Origin of the sequence: Mesorhizobium sp. (assembly GCF_004962245.1) — a bacterium.
GTDB lineage: Bacteria > Pseudomonadota > Alphaproteobacteria > Rhizobiales > Rhizobiaceae > Mesorhizobium.
The window spans coordinates 183,890-208,503 of sequence record NZ_SUHQ01000001.1 but is presented as its reverse complement, the minus strand read 5'-3'; the positions used below and the strand labels follow the sequence as shown (position 1 = coordinate 208,503).

At 63.2% G+C, this 24,614-nt stretch carries 24 protein-coding genes; 15 read left to right on the top strand and 9 right to left on the bottom strand.

Going from position 1 to position 24,614, the window contains the following annotated elements; all coding sequences use genetic code 11:
• Positions 1-25 precede the first annotated feature (25 nt).
• From E5X88_RS01045 to E5X88_RS01030, 4 genes are read left to right on the top strand one after another with little or no spacing between them, the layout of a single operon-like run.
• Complete coding sequence (locus tag E5X88_RS01045; RefSeq protein ID WP_292157312.1) at positions 26-1,099, top strand: hemin-degrading factor; 1,074 nt, start codon at positions 26-28, stop codon at positions 1,097-1,099.
• An 11-nt stretch (positions 1,100-1,110) separates the two neighbouring features.
• A complete protein-coding gene (locus E5X88_RS01040; RefSeq protein WP_292157310.1) occupies positions 1,111-2,019 on the top strand; it encodes a hemin ABC transporter substrate-binding protein in 909 nt (302 codons plus the stop codon).
• Positions 2,020-2,029: 10 nt separating this feature from the next.
• Positions 2,030-3,130, top strand: a complete 1,101-nt coding sequence (locus tag E5X88_RS01035) for an iron ABC transporter permease (protein WP_292157308.1) — start codon at positions 2,030-2,032, stop codon at positions 3,128-3,130.
• A gap of 10 nt (positions 3,131-3,140) precedes the next feature.
• A complete protein-coding gene (locus E5X88_RS01030; RefSeq protein WP_292157306.1) occupies positions 3,141-3,929 on the top strand; it encodes a heme ABC transporter ATP-binding protein in 789 nt (262 codons plus the stop codon).
• Between the two features lie 279 nt (positions 3,930-4,208).
• Here the strand turns inward: E5X88_RS01030 and rirA are convergent, their stop codons facing one another.
• Complete coding sequence (gene rirA, locus E5X88_RS01025; protein ID WP_292157304.1) at positions 4,209-4,670, bottom strand: iron-responsive transcriptional regulator RirA; 462 nt, start codon at positions 4,668-4,670, stop codon at positions 4,209-4,211.
• A 197-nt stretch (positions 4,671-4,867) separates the two neighbouring features.
• On the opposite strand from rirA, the gene E5X88_RS01020 reads away from it, so the two are divergent.
• The 3 genes from E5X88_RS01020 to E5X88_RS01010 all read left to right on the top strand — a co-directional run bounded on the left by E5X88_RS01020 (position 4,868) and on the right by E5X88_RS01010 (position 7,393).
• On the top strand, positions 4,868-6,163 hold the full coding sequence (locus E5X88_RS01020; protein ID WP_292157302.1) for a DUF445 domain-containing protein: 1,296 nt from the start codon (positions 4,868-4,870) through the stop codon (positions 6,161-6,163).
• Between the two features lie 80 nt (positions 6,164-6,243).
• Positions 6,244-6,672 carry a phasin family protein gene (locus tag E5X88_RS01015; RefSeq protein ID WP_292157301.1) on the top strand — a complete coding sequence of 143 codons (429 nt, stop codon included), beginning with the start codon at positions 6,244-6,246 and terminating at the stop codon, positions 6,670-6,672.
• A 223-nt stretch (positions 6,673-6,895) separates the two neighbouring features.
• Positions 6,896-7,393: a MaoC family dehydratase gene (locus E5X88_RS01010; protein ID WP_292157300.1), complete on the top strand. Its 498-nt coding sequence runs from the start codon at positions 6,896-6,898 to the stop codon at positions 7,391-7,393.
• A 180-nt stretch (positions 7,394-7,573) separates the two neighbouring features.
• On the opposite strand, the gene E5X88_RS01005 is transcribed toward E5X88_RS01010, so the two are convergent.
• Positions 7,574-8,977, bottom strand: a complete 1,404-nt coding sequence (locus E5X88_RS01005; protein ID WP_292157299.1) for a PLP-dependent aminotransferase family protein — start codon at positions 8,975-8,977, stop codon at positions 7,574-7,576.
• A gap of 106 nt (positions 8,978-9,083) precedes the next feature.
• Between E5X88_RS01005 and E5X88_RS01000 the strand changes: the two genes are divergently transcribed.
• The gene (locus E5X88_RS01000; protein ID WP_292157298.1) at positions 9,084-9,947 is read left to right on the top strand and encodes a DMT family transporter; all 864 of its coding nucleotides are present in this window, start codon (positions 9,084-9,086) and stop codon (positions 9,945-9,947) included.
• Between the two features lie 54 nt (positions 9,948-10,001).
• On the opposite strand, the gene E5X88_RS00995 is transcribed toward E5X88_RS01000, so the two are convergent.
• Positions 10,002-11,042, bottom strand: a complete 1,041-nt coding sequence (locus tag E5X88_RS00995; RefSeq protein WP_292157297.1) for a zinc-dependent alcohol dehydrogenase family protein — start codon at positions 11,040-11,042, stop codon at positions 10,002-10,004.
• Positions 11,043-11,074: 32 nt separating this feature from the next.
• On the bottom strand, positions 11,075-11,725 hold the full coding sequence (gene maiA, locus E5X88_RS00990) for a maleylacetoacetate isomerase (RefSeq protein ID WP_292157296.1): 651 nt from the start codon (positions 11,723-11,725) through the stop codon (positions 11,075-11,077).
• A gap of 157 nt (positions 11,726-11,882) precedes the next feature.
• On the opposite strand from maiA, the gene E5X88_RS00985 reads away from it, so the two are divergent.
• On the top strand, positions 11,883-12,566 hold the full coding sequence (locus E5X88_RS00985; RefSeq protein WP_292157295.1) for a response regulator transcription factor: 684 nt from the start codon (positions 11,883-11,885) through the stop codon (positions 12,564-12,566).
• Between the two features lie 473 nt (positions 12,567-13,039).
• On the opposite strand, the gene E5X88_RS00980 is transcribed toward E5X88_RS00985, so the two are convergent.
• A complete protein-coding gene (locus E5X88_RS00980; protein ID WP_292157294.1) occupies positions 13,040-14,380 on the bottom strand; it encodes a hybrid sensor histidine kinase/response regulator in 1,341 nt (446 codons plus the stop codon).
• Between the two features lie 9 nt (positions 14,381-14,389).
• Positions 14,390-15,640 (bottom strand): FIST signal transduction protein, encoded by a 1,251-nt coding sequence (locus E5X88_RS00975; RefSeq protein WP_292157293.1) that lies wholly within the window; start codon positions 15,638-15,640, stop codon positions 14,390-14,392.
• A 122-nt stretch (positions 15,641-15,762) separates the two neighbouring features.
• Here E5X88_RS00975 and E5X88_RS00970 point away from each other — a divergent pair, with 122 nt between their 5' ends.
• From E5X88_RS00970 to E5X88_RS00950, 5 genes are all read left to right on the top strand, one after another.
• Entirely contained in the window at positions 15,763-16,194 is a 432-nt protein-coding gene (locus E5X88_RS00970; protein ID WP_292157292.1) for a nuclear transport factor 2 family protein, read from the top strand.
• A 262-nt stretch (positions 16,195-16,456) separates the two neighbouring features.
• Positions 16,457-16,957: a (2Fe-2S)-binding protein gene (locus tag E5X88_RS00965; RefSeq protein ID WP_292157291.1), complete on the top strand. Its 501-nt coding sequence runs from the start codon at positions 16,457-16,459 to the stop codon at positions 16,955-16,957.
• Positions 16,958-17,086: 129 nt separating this feature from the next.
• Positions 17,087-19,438 carry a xanthine dehydrogenase family protein molybdopterin-binding subunit gene (locus E5X88_RS00960; RefSeq protein WP_292157290.1) on the top strand — a complete coding sequence of 784 codons (2,352 nt, stop codon included), beginning with the start codon at positions 17,087-17,089 and terminating at the stop codon, positions 19,436-19,438.
• A gap of 108 nt (positions 19,439-19,546) precedes the next feature.
• A complete protein-coding gene (locus E5X88_RS00955) occupies positions 19,547-20,344 on the top strand; it encodes a xanthine dehydrogenase family protein subunit M (protein WP_292157289.1) in 798 nt (265 codons plus the stop codon).
• 259 nt (positions 20,345-20,603) lie between these two features.
• Positions 20,604-21,626, top strand: coding sequence for an acyltransferase (locus E5X88_RS00950; protein WP_292157288.1), 1,023 nt, complete (start codon positions 20,604-20,606; stop codon positions 21,624-21,626).
• 10 nt (positions 21,627-21,636) lie between these two features.
• Here E5X88_RS00950 and E5X88_RS00945 read toward each other — a convergent pair whose 3' ends face one another.
• The 3 genes from E5X88_RS00945 to E5X88_RS00935 form a co-directional block, all read right to left on the bottom strand.
• A complete protein-coding gene (locus tag E5X88_RS00945; RefSeq protein ID WP_292157286.1) occupies positions 21,637-22,134 on the bottom strand; it encodes a GNAT family N-acetyltransferase in 498 nt (165 codons plus the stop codon).
• 19 nt (positions 22,135-22,153) lie between these two features.
• Entirely contained in the window at positions 22,154-22,918 is a 765-nt protein-coding gene (locus E5X88_RS00940; protein WP_292157284.1) for a copper homeostasis protein CutC, read from the bottom strand.
• A gap of 136 nt (positions 22,919-23,054) precedes the next feature.
• Entirely contained in the window at positions 23,055-23,963 is a 909-nt protein-coding gene (locus E5X88_RS00935; protein WP_292157282.1) for a LysR family transcriptional regulator, read from the bottom strand.
• 127 nt (positions 23,964-24,090) lie between these two features.
• Here E5X88_RS00935 and E5X88_RS00930 point away from each other — a divergent pair, with 127 nt between their 5' ends.
• The gene (locus E5X88_RS00930) at positions 24,091-24,594 is read left to right on the top strand and encodes a nuclear transport factor 2 family protein (protein ID WP_292157280.1); all 504 of its coding nucleotides are present in this window, start codon (positions 24,091-24,093) and stop codon (positions 24,592-24,594) included.
• The last annotated feature ends 20 nt before the right edge of the window (positions 24,595-24,614 follow it).

Below are 24,614 nucleotides of genomic sequence, written 5' to 3'. Positions count from 1 at the left end.
AGTAAGACAAGTAGGTGTTCAAGACATGGAACAGCGCGTAAAACCCGCTCCGCACGAGATCCGGCGGGCGCGGGCAGACAATCCGACGACGCGCGAGCGCGATCTCGCCGCCCAGCTTGGCATCTCGGAGGCCGAGCTGGTTGCCGCGCATTGCGGCGACGGCGTCGTCCGCGTCGAGCCGCGCGTCAACGATCTTCTAACCGGCCTCGAAGCCGTCGGCGAGGTCATGGCGCTGACTCGTAACGAAAGCGCCGTGCACGAGAAGATCGGCATCTACGACAAGGTCGTCACCGGCAACCACAATGCCATGGTGCTTGGCGAGAACATCGACCTGCGCATCTTCCCGAAAGTCTGGGCGCATGGCTTTGCCGTTGAAAAGCGCGACGGCGGCGATATCAGGCGCAGCCTGCAGTTCTTCGATGCGGCAGGCGAGGCAGTGCACAAGGTGCATTTGCGGCCCGCGTCCAACCTCTATGCCTATCAGAAGCTAGTGGCCGAGCTCGAATCGCCGAACCAGGAGCCAATGGTGGCGATTTCAGAAGGAGTTGTGGAGCGCGGATTTGCCGACGAGGCCGGAGTTTCGGACGCTTCCGCCGATGTCGACGATCTGCGCGACCGCTGGAGCCGGCTGACCGACGTGCATCAGTTCTTCGGCATGCTGAAGACGCTGAAGCTCGACCGCCGCCAGGCGATGCGCATGGTCGGCCAGGATTACGCCTGGCTGCTCGACAACGATGCCGTCAGCGCCATGTTCCATCATGCCGCCGAGGGCGAGATGCCGATCATGTGCTTTGTCGGCAATCGCGGCTGCATCCAGATCCATTCGGGCCCGATCAAGTCGATCAAGCCGATGGGACCATGGATCAACGTGTTGGACGAAACCTTCCATCTGCATCTGCGAACCGACCACATCCATGAGGTCTGGGCCGTGCGTAAACCGACCAAGGACGGCCACGTCACGTCGCTCGAGGCCTATGGCGCCGACGGCAAGATGTTCATCCAGTTCTTCGGCAAGCGCCATGAAGGTGAAAGCGAGCGCGAGGACTGGCGGTTTCTGGCAGAGAACCTGCCGCGCATTCCAAGCCCGACCGCAGCCTGAGGATAATGACAATGGTTCCCTTGCGTAAACGGGCGCGTGTTTTCACAATGGCGCTTGGGCCGGCGATCGGCCTTTCCCTGGCCATTGCAGCATTGCTGCCGGCCCGCGCCGCCGAAGAGACGGTGGTCTTCGCGAATCCGTCGAAGATCGCGGCCATCGGCGGTTCTATCACCGAGATCGTCTTTGCGCTCGGCGAGCAGGATCGGCTGGTCGCCCGCGATTCGACCAGCAATTATCCCGAGGCGGCGCTCAAACTGCCTGATGTCGGCTACATGCGCCAACTGTCACCGGAAGGTGTCCTGTCGGTCAATCCGTCGGGCATCCTGGCGCTGCATGGCAGCGGGCCGAAGGAAGCCGTCGACGTGCTGAAGAAGACGAGCATCCCGTTCATCGAGGTGCCCGAGCGCTACGACCATGAAGGCATCCTCGAAAAGATCCACATCGTCGGCAAGGCGCTTGGCGCGGACGCCAAGGCCGATGCGCTGGCAGCCGAGATCGACGCCAAGTTGAAGGCCGCCGAAAAACAGACCGCTTCGATCAAGGGCCGCAAGCGCGTCCTGTTCGTGCTGTCGATGCAAGGCGGCAAGATCCTCGCTTCCGGCAGCGATACCGCCGCCGATGGCATCATCAAGCTTTCGGGCGGCGTCAATGCGGTTGCCGGCTTCTCCGGCTACAAGCAATTGTCCGACGAGGCTGTTATCACCGCCAGGCCCGACGTGATCCTGATGATGAACAATGCCGGTCCCGTCGCATCGGATGACGAACTGTTCGCGAACCCGTCCATCCTGTCGACACCGGCGGGTGCCACGCGCAAGGTGGTCCGCATGGATGGCGGCTATCTGCTTGGCTTCGGGCCGCGCACCGCCGACGTCATCCACGACCTTGCCGCCTCGCTTTATGGCGGGCAGGCCGCGGACTGAGCAGGATACGATGGCCGATCAATCGATCGCTGGTGCGGGCATTATGGCGACAGCATCCGACGGCGACCGTTCGGGGCGCGCGCGTGTTGTCATCCTGTTTTTGTGCCTGGGGCTTGCCGTTGCCGTCCTGTTGTCGCTGACATCCGGCGCATCCGATGCCTCGGTTGTCAGCGTCGTTGGCGACTGGCTGTTGGGTGCGGCACCTGGCGATGAGGCGCTGAGCGCGCGCGACCGCCTGATCGTCTACGACATCCGCCTGCCGCGCGTCATCCTCGGCGTGCTGATCGGCGCTGCACTTGCCGTTTCCGGCGCGGTCATGCAGGGGCTGTTCCGCAACCCGCTGGCGGACCCCGGTCTCATCGGTGTTTCGGCTGGATCGAGCCTCGGCGCGGTGGCCGTCATCGTGCTTGGCGCCACGGTGCTGGCGCCGTTCACCGTGGCGCTGGGCACGCTCGCGCTGCCGCTGGCCGCGTTCTGCGGCGGGCTGGCGACGACATTGGTGCTCTATCAGGTCGCCACCAGGCACGGTCGAACCTCGGTCGCCACCATGCTGCTTGCCGGCATCGCGCTGGCGGCCTTGGCAATAGCGCTGACCGGCATCCTGATCTTCATGGCCGACGACCGGCAGTTGCGCGACCTGACCTTCTGGCAGCTCGGCTCGCTTGCCGGCGCGACCTGGCAGAAGATCGGTTCCGTCGGGCCAATCATCGTGCTGGCGCTTTCGGCGATGCCGTTCCTGGCGCGCGGCCTCAACGCGCTGGCACTGGGCGAAGCCACCGCCGGCCATCTCGGCATCCCGGTGCAGCGGCTGAAATACACGGCCATTATCGGCGTTTCGGCGGCGGTTGGAGCGTCTGTTGCCGCCAGCGGCGGCATCGGCTTTGTCGGCATCGTCGTGCCGCACCTGCTGCGTCTGGCCATCGGCCCGGACAACCGCTACCTGCTGCCGGCCTCGGCCCTGCTTGGCGCTTCGCTGCTGCTTCTGGCCGATGCCGTCGCACGCACCATGGTGGCGCCGGCCGAGCTGCCGATCGGCATCGTCACCGCGATCGCCGGCGCTCCGTTCTTCCTCTGGATACTGCTCCGCAAGCGTGGGGTCGTCGACCTGTGAGAGAGTTTTCATGATCGAAGCGCGGGATGTGTCGGTGGCGATCGGCGGCAAGCGTATCGTCGCCAATGTCGATTTCGACATGCGGCCTGGTGAAATCGCGGCCATCGTCGGCCCCAACGGCTCGGGCAAGACGACCTTCCTCAGGGCGCTGTCCGGCGACCTTGCCTACTCGGGAGAGGTCACCATCAACGGCCGCGACCTGTCGGCGATGAAGCCGGTCGAGGCCGCCACGATGCGCGCCGTGCTGCCACAGGCGACGACGCTGTCCTTCCCGTTCACAGTGCGCGAGATCGTCAGGCTCGGCCTGCTCGGCGGGCGCTCGGGCGCGCTGCCCGGCGAGGATGAGCGCCTGCCCGAACGGGCGCTGGCGCGGGTCGATCTCGACGGCTTTGCCGGCCGTTTCTACCAGGAGCTCTCGGGCGGCGAGCAGCAGCGCGTGCAGTTGGCCCGCGTGCTCTGCCAGGTCTGGGCGCCGGTCCTCGACGGCAAACCGCGCTATCTGTTTCTCGACGAGCCGCTTTCCAGCCTCGACATCAAGCACCAGTTGATCATCATGAACATTGCCCACGATTTCGCCAGACGAGGCGGTGGCGTGGTCGCCATCCTGCACGACCTCAATCTGACGGCCATGTATGCCGACCGGATTTTCGTCATGCATCGCGGCCGGCTTGCCGCCACCGGCTCACCGCAGGATGTGCTGAGCGACGATCTGATCGAAAAAGTGTTCGACTGCCGGCTGAGGGTGGGCGTGCTGCCGGCCGGAAACGTGCCGTTCGTATTGCCGCAGTCCGCGGCCTAGGCCTGTTGGGATTCAGCCGGCCTGCAAATGCCGTTCCCCGCGCTTCCAGCATTGACGCGCCAATTGTCGAAGTCGGCGCCGCCCCTCATTGCCCTGCCGGGCATTTCTCCCCGTATAGTGACGGGGAGAAAGTAGCTGGCCGGAACGCTGGCGTCCTTTTTGCAACGTTGGAGATTAGCGAAACCGTCGATGACATTGTCCCTCTCCCCCGTCACTATACGGGGAGAAGGCACCGGCAGGAAAACCTGAAGCGATTCCCTTGGCTGCGGCGATCGAAAATCAGGCGGCAGGCGCCCGGCGTTCGAGCATGTCGATGCCGAGAAGGTTGCGCACATTCGGGCGCGCCGCCACCATGTCGGCGATCGTATAGCGCGCGAGCACGGCGAAGAAGGCGTTGAGTGCCTCGCGCAGCGCCGAATTCAGTGCGCAACTGTCGACCAGCGGACATTCGGCGGCATCGTTCTCGAAGCATTCGGCCATGGCGAAGCTCTCTTCGGTCACGCGCACGACGTCGAACAGGCTGATCGATTCAGCCGGGCGGCCGAGCCTGACGCCACCGTTCCTGCCGCGCACCGTCTCGACCAGACCATGCTCGACCAAAGGCTGCAGGATCTTGAAGAGGAAAAGTTCGGACACCGAGTAGGCGGCAGCGATCTCGGGAATCCGGCTCAGCCGATCGTTATTCGCAGCGCAATACATCAGGATGCGCATGGCGTAATTGGTCTGGCGTGTCAGCCGCATTTTGTCCTCACGAAGCAATGGCTCAAGCCTAATATGGCCTATACCTTGGAATAATTCCAGACAAGCATCGCATATAGGTGAATAATTTTGTCAAGTTTGTGTGCGCGGTCGTGCAAACCACGACCCTGGTCTGGCGCGCATTCGGGTGGGCGGATCACTAAATTAAGTCTGCTAGATCGACCAGGAGCAGTTCATCCATGTCACAATCAGCACTGACTTCGGCATCCGCCCGGTTCGATGCCGACGCGGACGCCAAGCTTTCGGCGCTTCGGCGCACCAAGTTCGTCGCCACCGCAGCGCTCGCGCTCTGCGTCCTCATCTTTGCGGTGGCCAAGTCGTTCGAGGGGCGGCATGCGTGGCTGGGGTTCGTCGCCGCCTTCGCCGAGGCTGCGACGATCGGCGGGCTGGCCGACTGGTATGCGGTGGTGGCGCTGTTCAGACGGCCGCTCGGCCTGCCGATCCCGCATACCGCCATCATCCCGGAGAACCAGAACCGCATCGCAGACAATCTCGGCCGCTTCATCGAGGTCAATTTCCTGGCGCCGGAGCCGGTGCGCGAAAAGCTCGCTGAGGTCGACTTTTCCGCGCTCGTCGCGGACTGGCTGGCCGATCCCAACCGCGCCGCCGATCTGTCGCATTTCGTCGGCCGGCTGGTGCCGCAGACGCTGGCGGCCGTCGAGCAATCCGGCCTGCGCGGCTTCGTCACCAGCCGCATGCTGGAGCAGATCGAAAAGGTGCCGCTGGCGCCGCTCGCCGCCGAGCTGCTGTCGGCTCTGACCGACGACCGTCGCCACCAAAGACTGTTCGACGAATTCACCAAGGTCGTCGGCCGCTTCCTGAGCGACGAGCAGGCGCTGGCGACGATGCGCGAGAAAATCCGCGAGGAGCTGCCGTCGCTGTTCAACCTGTTCCGCGCCGACGCCTATCTCCTAAAGAAGATCGTCGCCTCCGCCGGTTCGCTGCTCGACGAGGTGAGGGCCGACCCCGATCACCCGATGCGCGCCGAATTCGACCGTTTCGTGCAGACCTTCGTCGAGCGGCTGAGGACGTCCAAACAATACGCCAAGCGCGCCGAGAAGCTGAAGCGCGATTTCCTCGCCCGGCCGGAGCTGAAGGCGCTGGCCGGCGACATGTGGGAAAGCCTCCGCCTGTTCATAGAGCAGGACGCCAAGGCACCGAATTCGATGATCCGCGCCCATCTCGCCAACATGTTCGTCGAGGTCGGCCGCCATCTTGCCGGCGACGCGCAGATCAGGGCCGACATGAACCAGGGTTTCGTCGTGGCGCTGTCTTCCTTCGTCGAAAGCCAGAAGAGCGGCGTGTCGAAATTCATCGCCGATCAGGTCAAGCGCTGGGATCTTGCCCAGCTCACCAGGCTGATCGAGATGAACATCGGCAAGGACCTGCAATATATCCGCTTCAACGGTATGGTCATCGGCGGCCTTGCCGGCGTCGGGCTCCATACGGTGGAACGGCTGTTCCTCGTCGGCTGAGCCACGATGCATTGCACCTGCGAATGGACCGCGAAGCTCCAGTGCTCTATTGTCCCTTTCGGCAACAGGGGAGAACCACCATGGCAAAGCAACCGGATTCCGACTCCTTCATGGACATGTTCGGCAGGTTCGGCCGCGATCTGAAGCTGCCGAAAGTCGATGTCGAGGCGATCCTCAACCATCATCGCAAGAACCTCGAAGCACTGGAAAAATCGGCCAGGGCAAGTGCCGCTGGAGCGTCGTCGCTATTCTCCAGACAACGCGAGATGCTGCAGGACACGCTGCACGAAATCGCCGACATGGCGCAGAGCTACCGTGCGCCGGGCGATCCGCGGGACTTGATGGCCAAGCAAGCGGCATTCGCCAGAAAATCCTTCGAGACTGCATTGAAGAATGCTGGCGAGGTGGCCGAACTGGCCAAGAAATCCGGCACCGAATCGGTCGAGATCCTGCGCGACCGCATCAAGGAGGCCATGGAGGAGATCCGCACCGGCTACAACAAGAAGTAAGCTTTCCCAATCAAAGCAGGTGGACTTTTCTTCCGTCTGATCCAGCTCCTGAAAGCCGTGTTGTTGCTCCTCGCCCGGCGAGGCGCACAAAGTTTCTCCTGATCCGGATAAACCTGTTTCCGGCGCTGGATACAGGCATTGACGCAGCGGGAACGCGCGGAGCGAATTGACAGAGGCGGCCGGTTCGTGGTCCGGAGGCGGGGAAGCGATCGGGAAAGCAGGAATGACGCAAACACGGCTGAGGACGCCGCCGACCTACGAGCAGCTCAAGACGATGACAGGGCAGGAGCTTGGCGTGTCGGACTGGACGACGGTCGACCAGAGCCGCATCGATCAGTTCGCCGAATGCACGGGCGACCGCCAATGGATCCATGTCGATCCAGAGCGAGCAAAGCGGCAAAGCCCGTTCCGCACCACCATCGCGCATGGCTATCTAACACTGTCGATCATCGGCGCGCTGGCGCTCGACATGGGCATCGTGCCCGAAAACACGCAGGCCGTCTTCAACTATGGCTTCGACAAAGTGCGGTTCCTGGCGCCGGTCAGGGTCGGCGCGCGCATCAGGCTGCGCATCACGCTTTTGTCCATGGAGGACAAAGGCCCCGGCCAGTATCTGATGAAGGCCGCCAACATCGTCGAGATCGAAGGCGAGCAGAAGCCGGCGCTGACGGCCGAAACGCTCGTCATGCTTTACGAACGGCGCAAGCGGGCAGGGGCGTGAGAGACTGTTTGGAAATCGATCAGGCCGGGCTGCAAACGGCGGCTTCCTGCGCTTCCGGTGCTCACGTACCCAAAAGTACGCTGCGCTCCGGTTCTCGGAACCCACCATTTTCGCCGTGGCCTGATCGATTTCCAAACAGTCTCTAAGGGGCGAAGCGCCAAGGCCTGCATTTCGTGACAATCAACACGACATCGCGTCCTCGAGCGTCCTGAAAATTCTCTCGTCTGTCGACTGCGCGACGTTGAAGCGCAGGAAACGGTTGGCTGTCTGGGACAGGCTGAACGCATTGCCGGGCGCCAGCACGACATTGGCTGACAGGGCGCGGCGGGCCATATCCGCCGCATCCACGCCTTCCGGCAGGCTGCACCATAAGAACATGCCGGTCGGCTGGTCGATCCAAGGGGTGATGCCGATCGCCTTCAGCCGGGTGCTCGTCTCGACCATGGCGCGTGAAAGCCGCGTGCGCAGCAAATCCATGTGCTTGCGATAGCTGCCGTCCTTCAGCAGCGTCAGCACCAGTTCGGAGGCCAGCCGCCCGCCGCCGAAGGATGTGGCGATCTTGAGGTCGGTCAGTCCGTCCATCCAGTCGCGCGGCGCCGCGATGAAGCCGCAGCGCACCGACGCCGAAAGCGTCTTGGAGAAGCTGCCGATATGAACGACGCGACCAAGACCGTCGAACGCCGCCAGCCTGGGCGCAGGCGTGTGTTCGAAGTCGGCAAAGATATCGTCTTCGATGATCGTCAGATCCGATTGATCGGCGAGCTTGAGCAATCGATGGGCGACGACCGGCGATAGGATCGCACCCGTCGGATTGTGAAGCGCGGAATTGGTGATGTAGAGGCGCGGCCGGTGCTCGGTCAGCGCCTGCGCGAACAGCTCGATATCCGGTCCCGAGGGCGTATAGGGAACGCCGACCACCTTGGCCCTGTGGGCGCGCAGCAGGGCATGGAAGTTGAAATAGCAGGGATCGTCCACCAGCACCGTGTCGCCCGGCTCGAGCAGGAACCGGCACAGGAGGTCGATGGCCTGGGTGCCCGATTCCGTCAGCATGATCTGGTCGGGAGATGCCTCGATGCCGTGCTCTGCCATGCGCCGTGCGAGCAGATGACGCAGCGGCGGCAGCCCGAGGGGGGTGCCGTAATCCATCAGCGTGACATCGTCGCCGCGTGCCATTGCGCGCAGTGCCCGGCGCAATCCGGCCTCCGGCATCCACGAGGCAGGCAGCCAACCGCAGCCGGGTTTGAGTACGCCGTCGCCGGCTTCCAGCGACTGGCGCGAAACCCAGAGCGGATCGACCGCTCGATCGAGTCTGGGGCCGATCTCGGCCAGGGACAAGGGAGCCAGCGGCCCGGCGGCATAAAAACCCGAACCTGGGCGCGAGCGGATCGTGCCCTCCGCCGCAAGACGCTCATAGGCTTCGACCACGGTGGACTTGGACACCCGCATGACCTTGGCAAAGGCCCGGATCGAAGGCAGCCGTGTTCCCGGTGTCAGGCTGCGCGCCGCGATCCTGTGCCTGATCGTCGCCATGACGCTTTCGACAAGCGTCCCGCTACCCTCACTTGCAGTCGTCTGCTCGTCCATCCGTACTGCTCAATCTACCATGACAGTTTTATCGAACTGTACCTCATAGTCTCTGGTGGCGCCATCCGTCCGGCCCGATAGAGGGCGAGAACATCAGGAGCATGCGATGGACAAGACGGCGGGTGGCTGGATCAACGGATTCGTAGGCGTCCTGATTTTCAGCGGATCGCTTCCAGCAACGCGCGTAGCGGTGATGGACTTCGATCCGGCGTTCGTAACTGTCGCCCGTGCCGCCACGGCAGGCATACTCGGCCTCGCGCTTCTGCTCGTTTTTCGCCAGAAGCGTCCGGAGCGGCGAGATCTGTTGTCTCTGGCCATCGTGGCGCTCGGCGTCGTGGTCGGCTTTCCGCTGTTGACCGCGCTGGCGCTCAAGCACGTTACCTCGGCCCATTCCATCATCTTCATCGGCCTGTTGCCGCTGGCGACCGCGATCTTCGGCGTCATTCGCGGCGGCGATCGCCCCAAACCGGCTTTCTGGCTGTTTTCATGCCTTGGCAGCGCCCTTGTTGCCGGTTTTGCGGTGACGCAAGGCGTCTCGGCCTCGCCGCTTGGCGACATGCTGATGCTGGCCGCAATCATCGTGTGCGGACTGGGCTATGCGGAAGGAGCCAAACTGTCCCGCAAACTCGGCGGCTGGCAGGTGATCTCTTGGGCGTTGGTGTTGTCGCTACCGATCATGCTGGCTCTGACGCTCTTCACCATGCCGAATTCGTTTGCGGGTGTCGGCGAGGCCGCCTGGATCGGCCTGGCCTATGTCTCGCTGTTCAGCATGCTGATCGGTTTTGTGTTCTGGTATCGCGGACTGGCGCAAGGCGGCATCGCCGCGGTCGGGCAGTTGCAGCTTCTCCAGCCTTTCTTCGGCCTTGGGCTGGCAGCGACGCTGCTGCATGAGCAGGTCAGTCCCGCCATGGTCGCCGTCACCGCCGCCGTCGTGCTTTGCGTGGTCGGGGCGAAGAGATATGCGAGATAGCGCCGACGGTGAAACCAGACTATCGAACGAGACTTCGGATAGCGCTTTACGTGGCTAGAATTTCGTCACCACGCCGATGCCGATGCCTTCGAAGCTGCCCATCGCCATCAAGGCCGCGGGCGCCTCGTCGAGACTGATCCGTTTGCCGACCAGCAGTTCGGGCTTCAGCTTGCCGGTGCGGATCATCTCCATCATCGCCTGGTAGCGGTAGGCCTGCATGCCGTGGCTGCCGCGGATTTCGAGCTCGAAGGCGATCACCTTGTCCATCGGCACCTGCGGCCTGGCGTGATCGCCCAGCATCAGGCCGACCTGCACATGGCGGCCGCGCCGGCGCAGGTTCGCAATCGAATTGAACGAGGTACTGGGATGGCCGAGCGCGTCCATCGACATATGCGCGCCGCCATTGGTGATCTGCTTGACCGCCTTGACCACGTTCGGCGTCTTCGCGGCGTTGATCGTCGCCACGGCGCCGATCTTGCTGGCGAAGTCCAGCTTCTCGTCGGTCAGGTCGATGGCAATCACGTTGGCGCCCATGGCGCTGGCGATCATGATCGCCGACAGGCCGACGCCGCCGCAGCCATGCACGGCCACCCATTCGCCGGGCGTCACCCGGCCCTGGTCGACAATGGCGCGGAACGAGGTGACGAAGCGGCAGCCGAGGCTGGCGGCGGTAGCGAATTCCATCTCGTCGGGCAAGCGGACCAGATTGGTGTCGGCATGGTCGATGGCGACATATTCGGCGAACGAACCCCAGGCGGTGAAGCCGGGCTGGGTCTGGTGTTCGCAGACCTGGTGGTTGCCGGAGCTGCATTCGAAGCAGCGGCCGCAGCCGACGGCGAACGGCACGGTGACGCGCTCGCCGGCTTTCCAGCGGGTCACCTGCTTGCCGGTGGCCACCACGACGCCGGCCAGCTCGTGACCCGGCACATGCGGCAGGCGGATGCCGTCGTCGTGGCCCATCCAGCCATGCCAGTCGCTGCGGCAGAGACCAGTCGCCTCGACCTTGATGACGACGCCCTCCGGTGCCGGCTCCGGATCGGGAACGGTCTGAATCGTCGGCGCTTCACCGAATTTTTCGAAGACGACGGCTTTCATCGGCAATTCCTCATGCTTTTATTCAACTTGCCCTATTCGGCATCGATCTGGTTCTCCGGTGCTGCCTTTTGGAAGGCCGGTAGCGCCATGCAGGCGGCGTGGATGCGCGTGATGATCGGGTAGGGCGTCATGTCGACGCCGAAACGGGCATTGCTGGTGACCTGTGCGGCCAGGCAGATGTCGGCCAGCCCGGGCATGTCACCATGGCAGAATGTCCCGGTTTCGGACGACGAAGCCAGAATCTTTTCAAGCGGCTGGAAGCCTTCGTTCACCCAGTGCCGGAACCAGTTGACGACGTCCTCGTCGCCGGCGCCGAACAGGGTGCGCAGCGAGGTCAGCACGCGCAGATTGTTCACCGGATGGATGTCGCAGGCGATCATCTGCGCCAGCATCCTGACGCGGGCCCGGCCAAGCGCGTCCTTCGGCAAAAGCGGCGGTTCGGGCCTGGTCTCGTCCAGAAATTCGATGATCGCCAGCGATTGCGTCAGCAGCGTGCCGTCGCCCAGGATCAGCGCCGGCACCAGTCCCTGCGGGTTGACCGAGAGATAGGCGGGCTCCAGGTGCTCGCCGTGCCGAAGGTGATGCGGCACGTATTGGTAGGCCAGGCCCTTCATCTCCAGCGCGATCCGCACCCGGTAGGAGGTGGAGGAGCGGTAGTAGTTATGAAGGACGATGTCGCTCATTGCGGCACATTCGGCCGATTTTGACGACCGGGCAAGGCATGGTGGCGCGGAAATTGCCATCTCCGTGCTTGGGCCAAGGATGGCGATGTACTATTTGCCAATAATCTGCCCATGGTCACTGGGCTATTCTATCCCTGCCTGAACTGAAACGAACGCCATGACCGCAGTCAACGACAGCGCCCGGTTTCTGATCATCGACGACCACCCGCTGTTTCGCGAGGCGCTGCACAGCGCTGTGCAAATGGCCTATCCGGACGTCGACACCGTCGAGGCGCGTTCGATCACCGAGGCGCTTGAGCTTCTGGCGGATGCGAAGCCATTCGATCTCGCGCTGCTCGACCTCAGCATGCCTGATGTGCATGGCTTCGACGGGCTGCTGCAGCTTCGGACCCGCTATCCGCGCCTGCCGGTGGTCATCGTTTCGGGGCATGAGGAGCCTAGGATCATTTCCGAGGCGCTGTCCTATGGTGCTGCCGGTTTCATCCCGAAATCGGCGCGCAAGAGCGATCTGGCCGCCGCCATCCGCTCGGTGATGGAAGGCGCGATCTACGTGCCCGAAACCTATGAAGGCCAGCCGCCGGATGCCGAGAGCACCGACCGCGCCGAGATGGTGCAGCGTCTTGCCAAACTGACGCCGCAGCAATTGCGGGTGCTGCAGATGCTGCGCCAGGGCTTGCTCAACAAGCAGATCGCCTATGAACTGCAGGTCGGCGAAACCACTGTCAAGGCGCATGTTTCGGAGATACTGCGCAAGCTCAACGTCTACAGCCGGACGCAGGCCGTCATCGAGGTTTCGAAGCTCGACAGTGCCGAGCTGTTTCGGGGTCAAGCGGGGTTTTAGGCGCCGGCTGCGGACAGGCGTTCCGCGACAGGACGTCCACGATGAAAGTCACAGCGATCGATCATATCGTTCTTGCGGTCGATGACGTCGAGCGCGCCTGCCGTGCTGGCCACCGCAAACGTTGGGGATTGGCCGAGGCCCCCCAACTTCGTCATCCCTGGGCGAAGCAGGAGCGAAGCTCCGTCGCGGAGACCCTGGGATCCATGCCGTAACCTTGGCCGAAGGGTGCCGCGGAGCAGAAATTCTGCGCCGCAGCGGTGCTCTCAAGTCGCGGCATGGATCCTGGGGTCTGCGCCGCGTCGCTTCGCTCCTTGCTCCGCCCCAAGATGACGAAGCGATGGGCGTTTTCAGCCAATCTCCGGAGCGTGAAATTACGGAAATTACAAATTACGGTGACAGTGCACTATTTTAAATTACGGTGACAGTGACCATTTCTTGCCGCTCGCGGTCCTCTGCCCGTGTCTTTTGGCGGATCAAGCCAGCAAATGCGCCAGCAGCGCGCGTAGTTGTGCTGGTTTCAGCGGCTTGCGCATCAGCTCGATGCCGGCCGCGCGGGCAGCTATGGCAACGGTTTCCGAACCGTCGGCGGTGACGATCAGCGCCGGCACGGCGCGGCCGAGATAATCGCGGACCTCGGCGATGGTCGTGGTGCCGAGATCGCCGCCGTCGAGATGCTGGTCGGCTATGACGATGTCCGGCACCCAGTCCGTATCGCCAAGCATGTCGAGCGCATCGCCGGTCGAGGTGGCGGGGCGCACCAGGCATTGCCAGCGCTCGAGCAGGAACGTCATCGCCTGCAGCACCTCGATGTCGTTCTCGACCAGCAGCACCTTAGTGCCGAACAGACCGTAGCCGCGCGGTCGCTCCATGTCGGCGGCGTTGGCGATGACGTCGGCCGTGGCGCCGATCCCGACCGGAACGTCGATATGGAAAATCGTGCCGTGCCCGACCTTCGACGAAAACGTCACGGGATGGCCGAGTGCGGCGGCGATGCGGCGCACGATGGCCAGGCCCAAGCCCAGCCCGCCGCCAGCAAGCCCGGCATCGGTCGAGATCGTGCCGCGATGGAATTCCTCGAACACGGCCTCGCGCTGGTCGTCGGGGATGCCGCAGCCGGTGTCGGCGACATCGATGCGGATCGTGTCGCCGCGATGCCTGGTGCCGACCAGCACGCCGCCGGAACGGGTGTAGCGTAGCGCGTTGGAAAGGATGTTCTGCAGGATGCGCCGCAGCAAGGTGCGGTCCGAGCGCACGACGGCGTTGACCGGCCGAAATTTTAGCGTCAAGCCCTTCATCTTCGCGACCGGCTGAAAGTCCGAGCGCAGCGATGAAAACAGCGTCTCCAGGCTGACGTCGCCGATGTCGGGCTGCACGACGCCGGCGTCGAGCTTGGAAATGTCGAGCAGGGTGCGGAGCAGATCCTCCATCGTCTCCAGCGACCGCTCGACCTGCCGGACCAGCTTCTTGCCCTCGTCGCTGGTCTGCACCTCGGCCAGCGCCGAGACGGAGAGATGCGCGGCGTTGAGCGGCTGCAGCACGTCGTGGCTGGCGGCCGCCAGGAACCTGGTCTTGGACAGGTTCGCCAGCTCGGCGTTTTCCTTGGCCGCGCTGAGATCGATGTTGGACTGTTCCAATCTACGCAGTGTCGAGTGCAGTTCCTCAGTGCGCGTGCGCACTCGATTCTCGAGCGAAATCGCGGTCTGGAACAGCGAGAACGCGTTGCCCTGCTGGTCCATCGAGCGCTCGACGCGGCTGACAAGAGCCGCGTTGATCTTCTTCAGCTTCTCCAGGTCGTTGATGTCCCTGAGCGGCATAAGAACCTCCTACTCCGCCGCCTGCCGCTCTCCGAAGGCGATGCCGGTGAAAGTCTGGTTCAGATGCATCGACCGGTACTGTTCGCCATAGGTGCCGAAGCCGATGACGTTGTTGACCTTGTAGAGTTCCGAAATCTCGCGAAAGACCTGCCGGTTGCGCGCGTCGAGCCGGCGCAGCACGCAGTCGAAGCCGAGGATCATGTCGATGCCGCCAAGCCTGTCCTCGACGTCCTTAAGAGCGGCACGTGTCGATTCAACCATGCCCTTGGGCTGGGCGATGGAAAGGACGACGCCATCGTCGATGGCGCAGAAGAACGACAGCGAGCCGTCCGTATGCATCTTCTGGATCGAGCGGCAGTAGAATTCGCCACCCACTTTCACCACCACCGGGTGCGAAGCGAAACTCAGCGGCGTCAGCATCTGCGGGATGACGCCGACCGAGGCGGCATATTCCTCGGCGGCATTGGTGGCGTTGAATTCGCGCACGGTGCGGTGATCGGGATCGGACGCGGTCACCACCAGCTTCTCGTCGGTGGGAACGAAATTGTCGGTCTTGAACACGTGGAAGGGAATTTCCGTGGTGATCAGGACGATGATGGCACTGTCGGAGGTAACCTTGCCGTTCGAGATCAGCCGCGTCGTCTCGAACTTCAGATCGTCTCCGGCCGATCCGCCGATCAATGGAATGTCGTCGAGGCCCCAGTGGATAGCCGAGGTCACCGCTTCCTCGGCATAGGACAGCCCGTCGATGAAGCAGAGCGCGAAGGTGGTGTTGGTTCGTTCGTACCCGACGCGGCCCTGCAGCGAGCGCCGCAGCGCCCCGACTTCATCGGTGATCCTGTCCATGCCCGACGAAGAGAGGCTGTCGACCATGGTGCTTGCGACTGAAAACGACGCCGACGGAAGCAGCAGCGCGAGGATCTGGCCTTCCTCCAGACCGCGCGGCGTGATTTCGCCGGCGGTGGAGCAGCCGGCATAGGCAAGTGCCGGCGCGTTGATCTTCAGAGCGTCCGACAGGGCTGCCGCATCGACGAGGCTCTGGGAGAAAAACAGCAGGGCGAAGCCGGCATCGATAGCCGCGGCTTCGGCCGCGATCGCTTGGGTGAAGGCATTGGCGTCGGGCTCATCCGTGGTGAGCACCGACAGGCCGCATGCATAGCGCGTCCGTGAACTGGCCAGCGGCTTCCTCCTCCATTCCTCCAACGCTCTTTTTGTGCGCGGCCCTTTTTTGTGCTCCTGGCGCGCCGGCGTCGACGTCATTGTTGTCTTCAAGTGCTGGTTTGGCAATGAGCCAACATGATGGATTTGAAGTTTCCGCTATTTTGACGGCATCGGTGCTCAGAAACTTCAACCCCAAAACCAGACGGGAAGGGAGCTGATCCATGGAAGCACAGGTCCAGAAGCTGTTCGAAAGGTACGAGCAGCTTTTCCAGAAATCCCTCGCCGGCGATGCCGACATGGATGAAGTCGTATCGGTCTATGCCTCCGCCTTCATCGCGGCGTCGCCTGCCGGCGTCATGGTCGGGAAGAACGACGACCAGCTCAAGCAGGTTATGGAACAAGGCTATGCTCATTATCGAGCGATCGGCACGAAGGCGGTGCGGAAACGGGATGTTCGCATCTCGCCGATAGACGAGCATCATTGCGTTGCCCATGTCGCCTGGACGGCGAGCTATGCCCGTAAAGGCCAGCCGGACGTCACGATAGATTTTGACGTCCACTACCTCGTGCAGAAGCTGGGCGGAGAGCCCAAGATATTTGGGTGGGTGTCAGGCGACGAACAGGAGGTTCTCAGGAAACACGGCATCGGCTGAGATCGGCTCGCCGCCGTCAGCCGGTCATGGCCGGGAAGGGGCATCGCACAGCGATCGAAGTTTCTCGCCTCATCGCCCCGTTTCCCAGTCTTTGCGTGACCGAAAGTACAATATGCGGATTCTGGGGCGAACTGCATTCTCGCAATCCCGGCATTTCGCGGCACTTTTTCCCGTGCATAATGCAGTATAAGAATGGCGGACAGACAGACGGCTCGGGCAACACCGACGCCAAAACGACCAAGGTAGCACCCAGGGAGGTTTCATGTCGGACATATCGTTGACGGTGAACGGAAAGCGGGTCAGCGGCGCGGCCGAAGACCGTACGCTTCTGGTTCATTTCTTGAGGGAGAATCTCGGCCTGACCGGGACGCATGTCGGCTGCGACACCTCGCAATGCGGCGCCTGTGTGGTCCATGTCGACGGCAAGGCGGTAAAATCCTGCACGATGCTGGCTGTGCAAGCCTCCGGGTCGACCGTGCTGACGATCGAAGGTCTGGCCAATGGCGCCGACCTGCATCCGGTGCAGGCGGCGTTCAAGGAACATCACGGGCTGCAGTGCGGTTTCTGCACGCCGGGCATGATCATGGCGGCGACGGATATGATCGCCCGCCATCCCGAAGGCCTCGACGAGGCCACGGTGCGCGCCGAACTCGAAGGCAACATCTGCCGCTGCACCGGCTACCACAACATCGTGAAAGCGATCCTCGCCGCATCGAAGACGATGGCCAAGGGGGCGAGGGGCAAGACGAAGAAGGCTGCTTGAGAGATATGAGGGCAGTAAGGGAGTAGGGCAGTAAGGGAATAGGGGAAAATTGGCCCCCTAAATCCCTACTCCCTTACTGCCCTATTTCCCTACTCACCTACGTTCGGCAATTCGGGAGGGATTTCTGCGATGGGCATTGAGGGTGTTGGCGCTCGTGTAGCGCGCAAGGAAGACAAGCGGTTCATCACCGGCGCCGGGCGCTATGTCGACGACATGGTGGTTCCCGGCATGAAGCATGCGGCCTTCGTGCGCAGCCCGCACGCGCATGCGCAAATCAAGAAGATCGATGTCAAAAAGGCTCAGGCCATGCCGGGCGTCATCGGCGTGCTGACCGGCAGGGAGCTCAAGGCCGACGGCATCGGCAATCTCATCTGCGGCTGGATGATCCATTCCAAGGACGGCACGCCGATGAAGATGGGGGCGTGGTCGCCGCTGGCCTTCGACAAGGTCCGCTATGTCGGCGATGCGGTGGTGATCGTGGTCGCCGAGACCAAGGGCCAGGCGCGCGACGCGGCCGAAGCGGTCGAGGTCACCTACAAGGAACTGAAGGCAGTCGTCGATGCGCCGAAGGCGCTCGAGCGGAGCGCACCACAGATCCATCCGGAAGCCGACGGCAATCTGATTTTCGACTGGGAGCTCGGCGACAGCACGGCGACCAACGCGGCGATCAAGGCCGCTGCCCACGTCACCCGCATGAAGATCGTCAACAACCGGCTGGTGCCCAACGCCATGGAGCCGCGTGCCGCACTAGGCTATTACGACAAGGCCGAGGATCACTACACGTGCTGGACGACCTCCCAGAACCCGCATGTCGCGCGGCTGGTGATGAGCGCTTTCTACAATGTCGCCCCCGAAAACAAGCTGCGCGTCATCGCGCCGGATGTCGGCGGCGGCTTCGGCTCGAAAATCTTCATCTATCCGGAAGAAATCATTTGCCTATGGGCCTCGAAGAAGACCGGCGTGCCGGTCAAATGGGTTGCCGACCGCACCGAGAGTTTTCTCACCGATGCGCATGGCCGCGACCATGTCTCGACAGTGGAGATGGCCTTCGACAAGGACAACAGGATCACCGGGCTGAAGGTCGATACCATCGCCAATTTCGGCGCCTACATGTCGCTGTTCTCGTCCTCTGTGCCGACTTATCTCTACGCGACGCTGTTGTCGGGCCAGTACGATATTCCGGCGATCCACGCCAATGTGCGCGCCGTCTATACCAACACCGCGCCGGTCGACGCCTATCGTGGGGCGGGGCGGCCGGAGGCCACCTATCTGCTCGAACGCACCATGGAGACCGCCGCCCGCGAATTGGGCGTGTCGCCGGCGGAGCTTCGGCGAAAGAACTTCATCACCTCGTTCCCGCACCAGACGCCGGTCATCATGAACTATGACGCCGGCGATTATGGCGCCTCGCTCGACGCGGCGATGAAGGCTTCGGACTACGCCGGCTTTGCCAAGCGCAAGGCGGACGCCGCCAAGAAAGGCAAGCTGCGCGGCATCGGCATGAGTTGCTACATCGAGGCCTGCGGCATCGCGCCTTCGGCGGCGGTCGGCAGTCTTGGAGCGGGTGTCGGTCTTTGGGAAAGTGCCGAGGTGCGTGTCAACGCCGTCGGCACGATCGAGGTGCTGACCGGTTCTCACAGCCATGGCCAGGGCCATGAGACGACCTTCGCGCAACTGGTCAACGAGCGCTTCGGCGTGCCGATCGATAGCGTCTCGATCGTCCACGGCGACACTGACAAGGTGCAGATGGGCATGGGCACCTATGGCTCGCGCTCGGGCGCCGTCGGCATGTCGGCCATCGTCAAGGCGCTCGACAAGGTCGAGGCCAAGGCCAAGAAGATCGCCGCCCACCTGCTCGAAGCAGACGAGGGCGACATCGTCATCGAGAACGGCGCGCTGAAGGTCGCCGGCACCGACAAGAACGTGCCGTGGTTCCAGATGGCGCTTGCGGCCTACACCGCCCACAATCTGCCGGGCGGCATGGAGCCCGGGCTGAAGGAAACGGCATTCTACGATCCGTCGAACTTCACCTTCCCGGCAGGCTGCTATATCTGCGAGGTCGAGATCGATCCGGAAACCGGCGTGACGAAGATCGTCCAGTTCGTCGCCGCTGACGATTTCGGCAACATCATCAACCCGATGATCGTCGAAGGCCAGGTGCATGGCGGTATCGCGCAGGGCGTCGGCCAGGCCTTGCTGGAGGGCACTCGCTACGACGCCAGCGGGCAGCTTTTGACGGCAAGCTACATGGACTACACCATGCCACGCGCCGACGATCTGCCGTCGTTCAAGATCTCGACCTCGAACACGCCGTGCCCGGGCAATCCGCTCGGCATCAAGGGCTGCGGCGAGGCCGGCGCCATCGGCTCACCGCCGGCGGTGATCAATGCCATCACCGACGCCATCGGCATCACCGACATCGCCATGCCGGCATCGCCGTCCACGGTCTGGGCAGCGATCCAGGCGACGACGAAACACTGACAAACGAATAGCGAATAGGGAGTAGCGAATAGGGAAGAGCGGTGCATCGGGGTAGAAATCCCTGCTTGCCAGTCCCTGTTCGCTCTTTCCCCGAATGGAGAAAGACACATGTACTCGGTCAACTATCACCGCGCCGCCTCTGTCACCGAGGCCGCCAAGCTGCTCAAGAGTGGCGATGCAAAACTCTTGTCGGGCGGCATGACGCTGATCCCTGCCATGAAGACGCGGCTTGCCGCACCTTCCGACCTTGTCGACCTGTTGCGGATCAAGGAACTGCAGGGCGTCAAGGTGTCGGGCAAGACCGTCACCATCGGCGCCGCCACCACGCATTACGATGTCGCCAGTGACGAGAAGCTGAAGAAAGCCTGTCCGGCGCTCGCCCATATGGCGTCCCTGATCGGCGATCCGGCGGTGCGTCACAAGGGCACGATCGGCGGTTCGATCGCCAACAACGATCCGGCGGCCGACTATCCGGCGGCACTCCTTGCTCTCGACGCCACCATCGTCACCAACAAGCGTGAGATCGCGGCCGGCAAGTTCTTCACGGGCCTGTTCGAGACGGCGCTGAAGGACGGCGAGATCATCACAGCGGTAAGCTTTACCGCGCCGGCCAAGGCGGCCTATGAAAAGTTCCGCAATCCCGCCTCGCGCTACGCCATTGTCGGGGTGTTCGTGGCCAAGGGCAAGGACGGCGTCAGGGTCGCCGTCACCGGAGCCGGCGACGACGGCGTCTTCCGTTCGAAGGAAATCGAGGCAGCGTTGACCAAAAGCTTCACGGCCGCCGCGCTCGACGGCATGAAGATTTCGGCGAAGAATTTGATGAGCGATATCCACGCGTCGGCCGACTACCGGGCCAACCTGATCGCGGTGATGGCCAAGCGCGCGGTGACCGCCGCCAATGCCTGACGGCATCGATTGCCGATTTTGGGATTGCCGGTTTTTGGGATTGCCGATTTTGGGATTGCCAGTTTTGAGGAAGGGGCCTTCGCGGCCCCTTTTTCGTCACTCTCGGTTCTGACGGCCGGACAGACGAGGGTGCGGCCAATCTCGCCCTTGCGCCGCGCTCTATTGCACTGCAATATGCCTGAAGAATGCGAGCGGGGGCTCGAAGCGCACAGTCTTGGCCTACAGCCCTTTCGCATCGTTCAAATGCGAGGGGGCCGGCATGACGGATATTTCCGCGACGCAGCTTGTCGTGCCCCGGTCCGCCGCCGGCACATCGTCAAGAACAAGGCTGGCCTATCTCGACGGATGGCGCGGCCTGTCGATCGCACTGGTGCTGATCGGCCACTTCTTTCCGGTTCCCGGAATCAGCCTCGGCGTCATGGGCGTCGAGTTCTTCTTCGTGCTCAGCGGCCGGCTCATGGCCGAGATTCTCTTTGTCGACCGCTATCCGCTCAAGGCGTTCTTCAAGCGCCGCTTCTCCCGCATCTATCCGGCGCTGCTGGCTTTCGTCGTCGTTTCGATGGTTGCCTTGTCAGGCACGTTTGTCGCCTTCAAATGGAAGGCGGCGCTGACGGCGCTGACATTCACCTACAATTATGCCGGAATTCTCATCGACCGCGTCGGCGCGCTGGACCATATCTGGTCGCTGTGCGTCGAGGAACACGCCTATGTCATCCTGGCATTGATCAGCTTTGTTGTTTCGGGGCGTGCCCGCGTCGTCATGCTGCTCAGCGCGCTGTCGGTGCTGGCCATGGCGAACGGCGCCATTTCGTACTGGGTCCTCGGAATGGACTATGAGAGCACCTATTGGCGAACCGATGTGCACATCGCCTCGATCCTGCTGTCGGCGGTGATATGCCTGCTCAAGGCCGACGACAGGCTGCCGGCCTTGTTCAAGGGGCCGCATGTCGCGGTTGCCGCGTCCGTCGGGGCGGTTCTTCTGTTCCTGAATTCGGTGCCGACGCCGATCCACTATCTGGTCGCGGTGCCGCTGTTGGCGCTGGCCGTCAATTCGCTCGGCTTCAGCGCTCGTTACCTGACCGGATTCCTGTCCTCCCGGCCGATGGCGATGCTGGGACTGTGGTCGTATTCGCTCTATCTGTGGCAGCAGCCGTTCTACAAATTCGTCTATTCGCAGGGCAGTTCGCCGCTGCTGATGCTGGCAGGCGCGTTCGCTTGCGCCCTGTGCAGCTATTACATTGTCGAAAAGCCGGCCCGCGCCTGGCTGAACCGCAACTGGTAGGGCTGTCGCCTCAGGCCGTGATCTGCCTGGTATAGTAGCGCACTGCCTTCTTGCCGCCGTGAATCACCGCGTCGCCGACCTCGACAAAGCCGAGTGCGGCGTGAAAGGCATCCGAGGCCGGATTGGGCGGGTCGGCATTCACCTCGCAAGTGACGATGGTCTGGCCGGCACGCGAGACATGGTCGAACAGATCCTCATAGAGCCTGCGGGCATGGCCGCGGCCACGCGCTTCTCCCGCGACGACGACACGGTCGACATAAACGAAGCGCTGATAGCGCTCGCGGAACCACAGGAAATTCGGACTGTCGTAGCGGGCGTTCTGGTCGAACGTCATGATGAAGGCTTCGAGCGCACCGATGCGGCGCGTGTAAAACGCCTCGCCAAGCAGGAAGGACAGGCGCTCCGGCTCAAGCCACGACAGTTCGGCCGCGTGCTCGTTGTTGAGGGCGAGGATGGCGGGCTCGTCCTGCGGCGAGACCCGGTCGATCGGCAAGCGTACTTCCGTCACGTGTTTTCTTCCTTCGGGATCATGCTCTCGCCGCCGCAATCGTCGTCGCCACCAGCGCCGCGTCGGTCACGGTGTTGCGGTACTCGCGATCGAGGTCGGTGCCGCCCATCCCAACCTGCGGATTGCGGTAGCGCATGGCGCTCGGCACGTCCTTGAGTGCGGCGAAATGCATTTCGGTCAGTCCGGTTCTTTCCCGCACCTCGGCGATATTCCTGGGGTCGAGCCCGCCGCAACCGAGGATGATGATGCGCTTGCCGGCCTGCCGGACGAGGTCCGCCAGCAGGGCCACGCCCTCCAGTGCCGTATCGCGCTGGCCGCTGGTCAGCACGCGACCAACCCTGCAGCGGATCAGCGCTTCCAGCGCCTCGGCCGGATCGCGCGTCATGTCGAAGGCACGGTGGCAGGTCACGTTCAAGGACCCCGCCGCCTGCACCAACTCGCTCATGCGCCTTTCGTCGATGGTGCCGTCGGCGTTCAGGCAACCGAAGACGACACCGGCCACACCAAGCTCGCTCAGCGCGGCGACATCGGCGAGCATCGAACTGTACTCGGCGTCGCTGTAGAGAAAATCGCCGCCGCGCGGCCGCACGATGACGTGGAACGGGATCGTCGCCAGCTCGAGGGCCGCGCGCACTGTGCCAAAACTCGGCGTGATGCCGCCCTCGACGAGGCTGGCACAGAGCTCGACGCGATCGGCGCCGGCTGCCTGCGCGGCCAGCAGGCCGTCTATGCCTTCGACACAGATTTCGACTAGGGGCAGGCGAGGGCGTTCGGCGTCGGTCACGGGCGATCCATCGGTCGATTCGGCTGATCCTGCCCTAGCATTGGAGTCCATTGTCGTGAAAGCCGGAACTGTTGGCTCAGCCGGCGCTTTGGCTTGAGTGGAACCGGCTCGCGATCGGCGGCAGCGCAACGACACGTCAGATCCGCAAACTGTGAGCGTTCGCGCGCACGAAGTCGATGAAGGCCCGCAGCTTCGGCGGCACGAGCCGGCGACTGGGATAATAGAGGTGGAGCGGCTCGTAAGTGGGACAGAAAGGCTCCAGCACCTTGACCAGCGCGCCCGAGGCGAGAAGCGGCGCGGCGAGGCCTTCGACGGCGAAGGCAAGGCCAAGCCCTTGCGCGGCGGCGGTGATGCAGAGCGGAAGCGTATTCACGATCAGACGGGCGTCGGGCGTGAACTCGACCTGGCGTCCATCCACGACGAACTCCCAGGGCGAGATGGCGCGGTTGCGGGTGAAGGCGAACGCGATGCAGCAGTGGGCGGCGAGATCGGCGGGCTGCTTGGGCGCGCTGTTCCGCGCCAGATAGTCCGGGCTGCCCAACACAACGGTCTGCAGCGGCCTGCCCAGACGCGCGCCTATCATATCCTTATCGAGAAGCTCGCCGATCCGCAGACCGGCATCGAAGCCCTGGGCGGCGATATCGACGAAGCTGTCGTCGAAGATCAGGCTAAGGCGCACTTCCGGGTAAGCGTCCATGAACGGTCTCATCAGCGGCTCGATCAGCAGCGGCGCGGCGATCCACGGCAGGCTCAGGCGCAGCGTGCCGGCGGGGCGATCGCGGTTTTCGCGCAGCGCCGCGCCTGCCGCCCAGACCTCTTCGGCCGCCGGGCGCACGTGGTCGAGGTAATAGGCGCCTGCTTCGGTCAAACCGACGCTGCGGGTCGTGCGGTTGAGGAGCCGCACTCCCAGACGCTCCTCGAGCCCCTTGACGGCCTCGCTCAACGAGGCCGGAGCGACGCCGAGCTCGGCGGCGGCGCGGGTGAAGCTCTTGGCCTCCGCGACCCTGACGAAGGCGACGATGCCGCTGAATTGGTCGAGACGCATTGTGAGGATATTCCGAACAGCCTTATCGAACCATACGGGTTTTTCCGGTGAACAAAAAGCCTCATGTTAGGTCCGACGAACGAGCCTCGCTTGTTGCGACGGCTCGAAAGGCAAGGAGACAAGGCCAATGACCAGGCTCGCTTCGCTCGCCGCCGGTGCTCTCCTGGCGGTGTCTGCCGCCCCCGCGAACGGCGGTCCGCAAGAAGACCGAAACATCCAGCTCATCAAGGACTATTACGCAGCTTATGCGACCGGGAATCCTGAGGCCGTCCGGTCCTTCCTTGCGGCCGACATCGTGTGGCACATTCCCGGCCATCATCCGCTCGCCGGCGACAAGCGCGGGCCGGAGGAAGTGGTCGCCTTCTTCCGTGGCCTAGCCGACGGCAAATTCAAGGCCGAGCCGATCTTCTTCCAGGCGCAGGGCGACCTCGTCGTCGACATCCATCGCGGCTGGTCGAACGTCGGCTCAGCGCCCGAGATCGACCAGCTCTACGCCCTGATGTTTCGCATCAAGGATGGCAAGATCGCCGAAGCCCAGAATTTCTTGACCGACATGTACCAATCCGACGCCTTCTACTGGGCGCACTACCCGCTGAAGCCGCTTCCCGGCCGGCTGGCGGATGACCGTTGAGACGGCGACTTTCTCAACCG

Excerpts from the sequence above, each read along its gene's own strand:
- E5X88_RS00965 (WP_292157291.1), top strand. The coding sequence starts at position 16,457 with ATGTCGGACATATCGTTGACGGTGAACGGAAAGCGGGTCAGCGGCGCG.
- E5X88_RS00935 (WP_292157282.1), bottom strand. The coding sequence starts at position 23,963 with ATGCGTCTCGACCAATTCAGCGGCATCGTCGCCTTCGTCAGGGTCGCG.
- E5X88_RS00980 (WP_292157294.1), bottom strand. The coding sequence starts at position 14,380 with ATGCCGCTCAGGGACATCAACGACCTGGAGAAGCTGAAGAAGATCAAC.
- E5X88_RS01035 (WP_292157308.1), top strand. The coding sequence starts at position 2,030 with ATGGCCGATCAATCGATCGCTGGTGCGGGCATTATGGCGACAGCATCC.
- E5X88_RS00975 (WP_292157293.1), bottom strand. The coding sequence starts at position 15,640 with ATGACGTCGACGCCGGCGCGCCAGGAGCACAAAAAAGGGCCGCGCACA.
- E5X88_RS00985 (WP_292157295.1), top strand. The coding sequence starts at position 11,883 with ATGACCGCAGTCAACGACAGCGCCCGGTTTCTGATCATCGACGACCAC.
- E5X88_RS01000 (WP_292157298.1), top strand. The coding sequence starts at position 9,084 with ATGGACAAGACGGCGGGTGGCTGGATCAACGGATTCGTAGGCGTCCTG.
- E5X88_RS00960 (WP_292157290.1), top strand. The coding sequence starts at position 17,087 with ATGGGCATTGAGGGTGTTGGCGCTCGTGTAGCGCGCAAGGAAGACAAG.
- maiA (WP_292157296.1), bottom strand. The coding sequence starts at position 11,725 with ATGAGCGACATCGTCCTTCATAACTACTACCGCTCCTCCACCTCCTAC.
- E5X88_RS01020 (WP_292157302.1), top strand. The coding sequence starts at position 4,868 with ATGTCACAATCAGCACTGACTTCGGCATCCGCCCGGTTCGATGCCGAC.
- E5X88_RS00970 (WP_292157292.1), top strand. The coding sequence starts at position 15,763 with ATGGAAGCACAGGTCCAGAAGCTGTTCGAAAGGTACGAGCAGCTTTTC.
- rirA (WP_292157304.1), bottom strand. The coding sequence starts at position 4,670 with ATGCGGCTGACACGCCAGACCAATTACGCCATGCGCATCCTGATGTAT.
- E5X88_RS01010 (WP_292157300.1), top strand. The coding sequence starts at position 6,896 with ATGACGCAAACACGGCTGAGGACGCCGCCGACCTACGAGCAGCTCAAG.
- E5X88_RS00930 (WP_292157280.1), top strand. The coding sequence starts at position 24,091 with ATGACCAGGCTCGCTTCGCTCGCCGCCGGTGCTCTCCTGGCGGTGTCT.
- E5X88_RS00995 (WP_292157297.1), bottom strand. The coding sequence starts at position 11,042 with ATGAAAGCCGTCGTCTTCGAAAAATTCGGTGAAGCGCCGACGATTCAG.
- E5X88_RS01030 (WP_292157306.1), top strand. The coding sequence starts at position 3,141 with ATGATCGAAGCGCGGGATGTGTCGGTGGCGATCGGCGGCAAGCGTATC.
- E5X88_RS00950 (WP_292157288.1), top strand. The coding sequence starts at position 20,604 with ATGACGGATATTTCCGCGACGCAGCTTGTCGTGCCCCGGTCCGCCGCC.
- E5X88_RS01005 (WP_292157299.1), bottom strand. The coding sequence starts at position 8,977 with ATGGACGAGCAGACGACTGCAAGTGAGGGTAGCGGGACGCTTGTCGAA.
- E5X88_RS01045 (WP_292157312.1), top strand. The coding sequence starts at position 26 with ATGGAACAGCGCGTAAAACCCGCTCCGCACGAGATCCGGCGGGCGCGG.
- E5X88_RS01040 (WP_292157310.1), top strand. The coding sequence starts at position 1,111 with ATGGTTCCCTTGCGTAAACGGGCGCGTGTTTTCACAATGGCGCTTGGG.
- E5X88_RS01015 (WP_292157301.1), top strand. The coding sequence starts at position 6,244 with ATGGCAAAGCAACCGGATTCCGACTCCTTCATGGACATGTTCGGCAGG.
- E5X88_RS00955 (WP_292157289.1), top strand. The coding sequence starts at position 19,547 with ATGTACTCGGTCAACTATCACCGCGCCGCCTCTGTCACCGAGGCCGCC.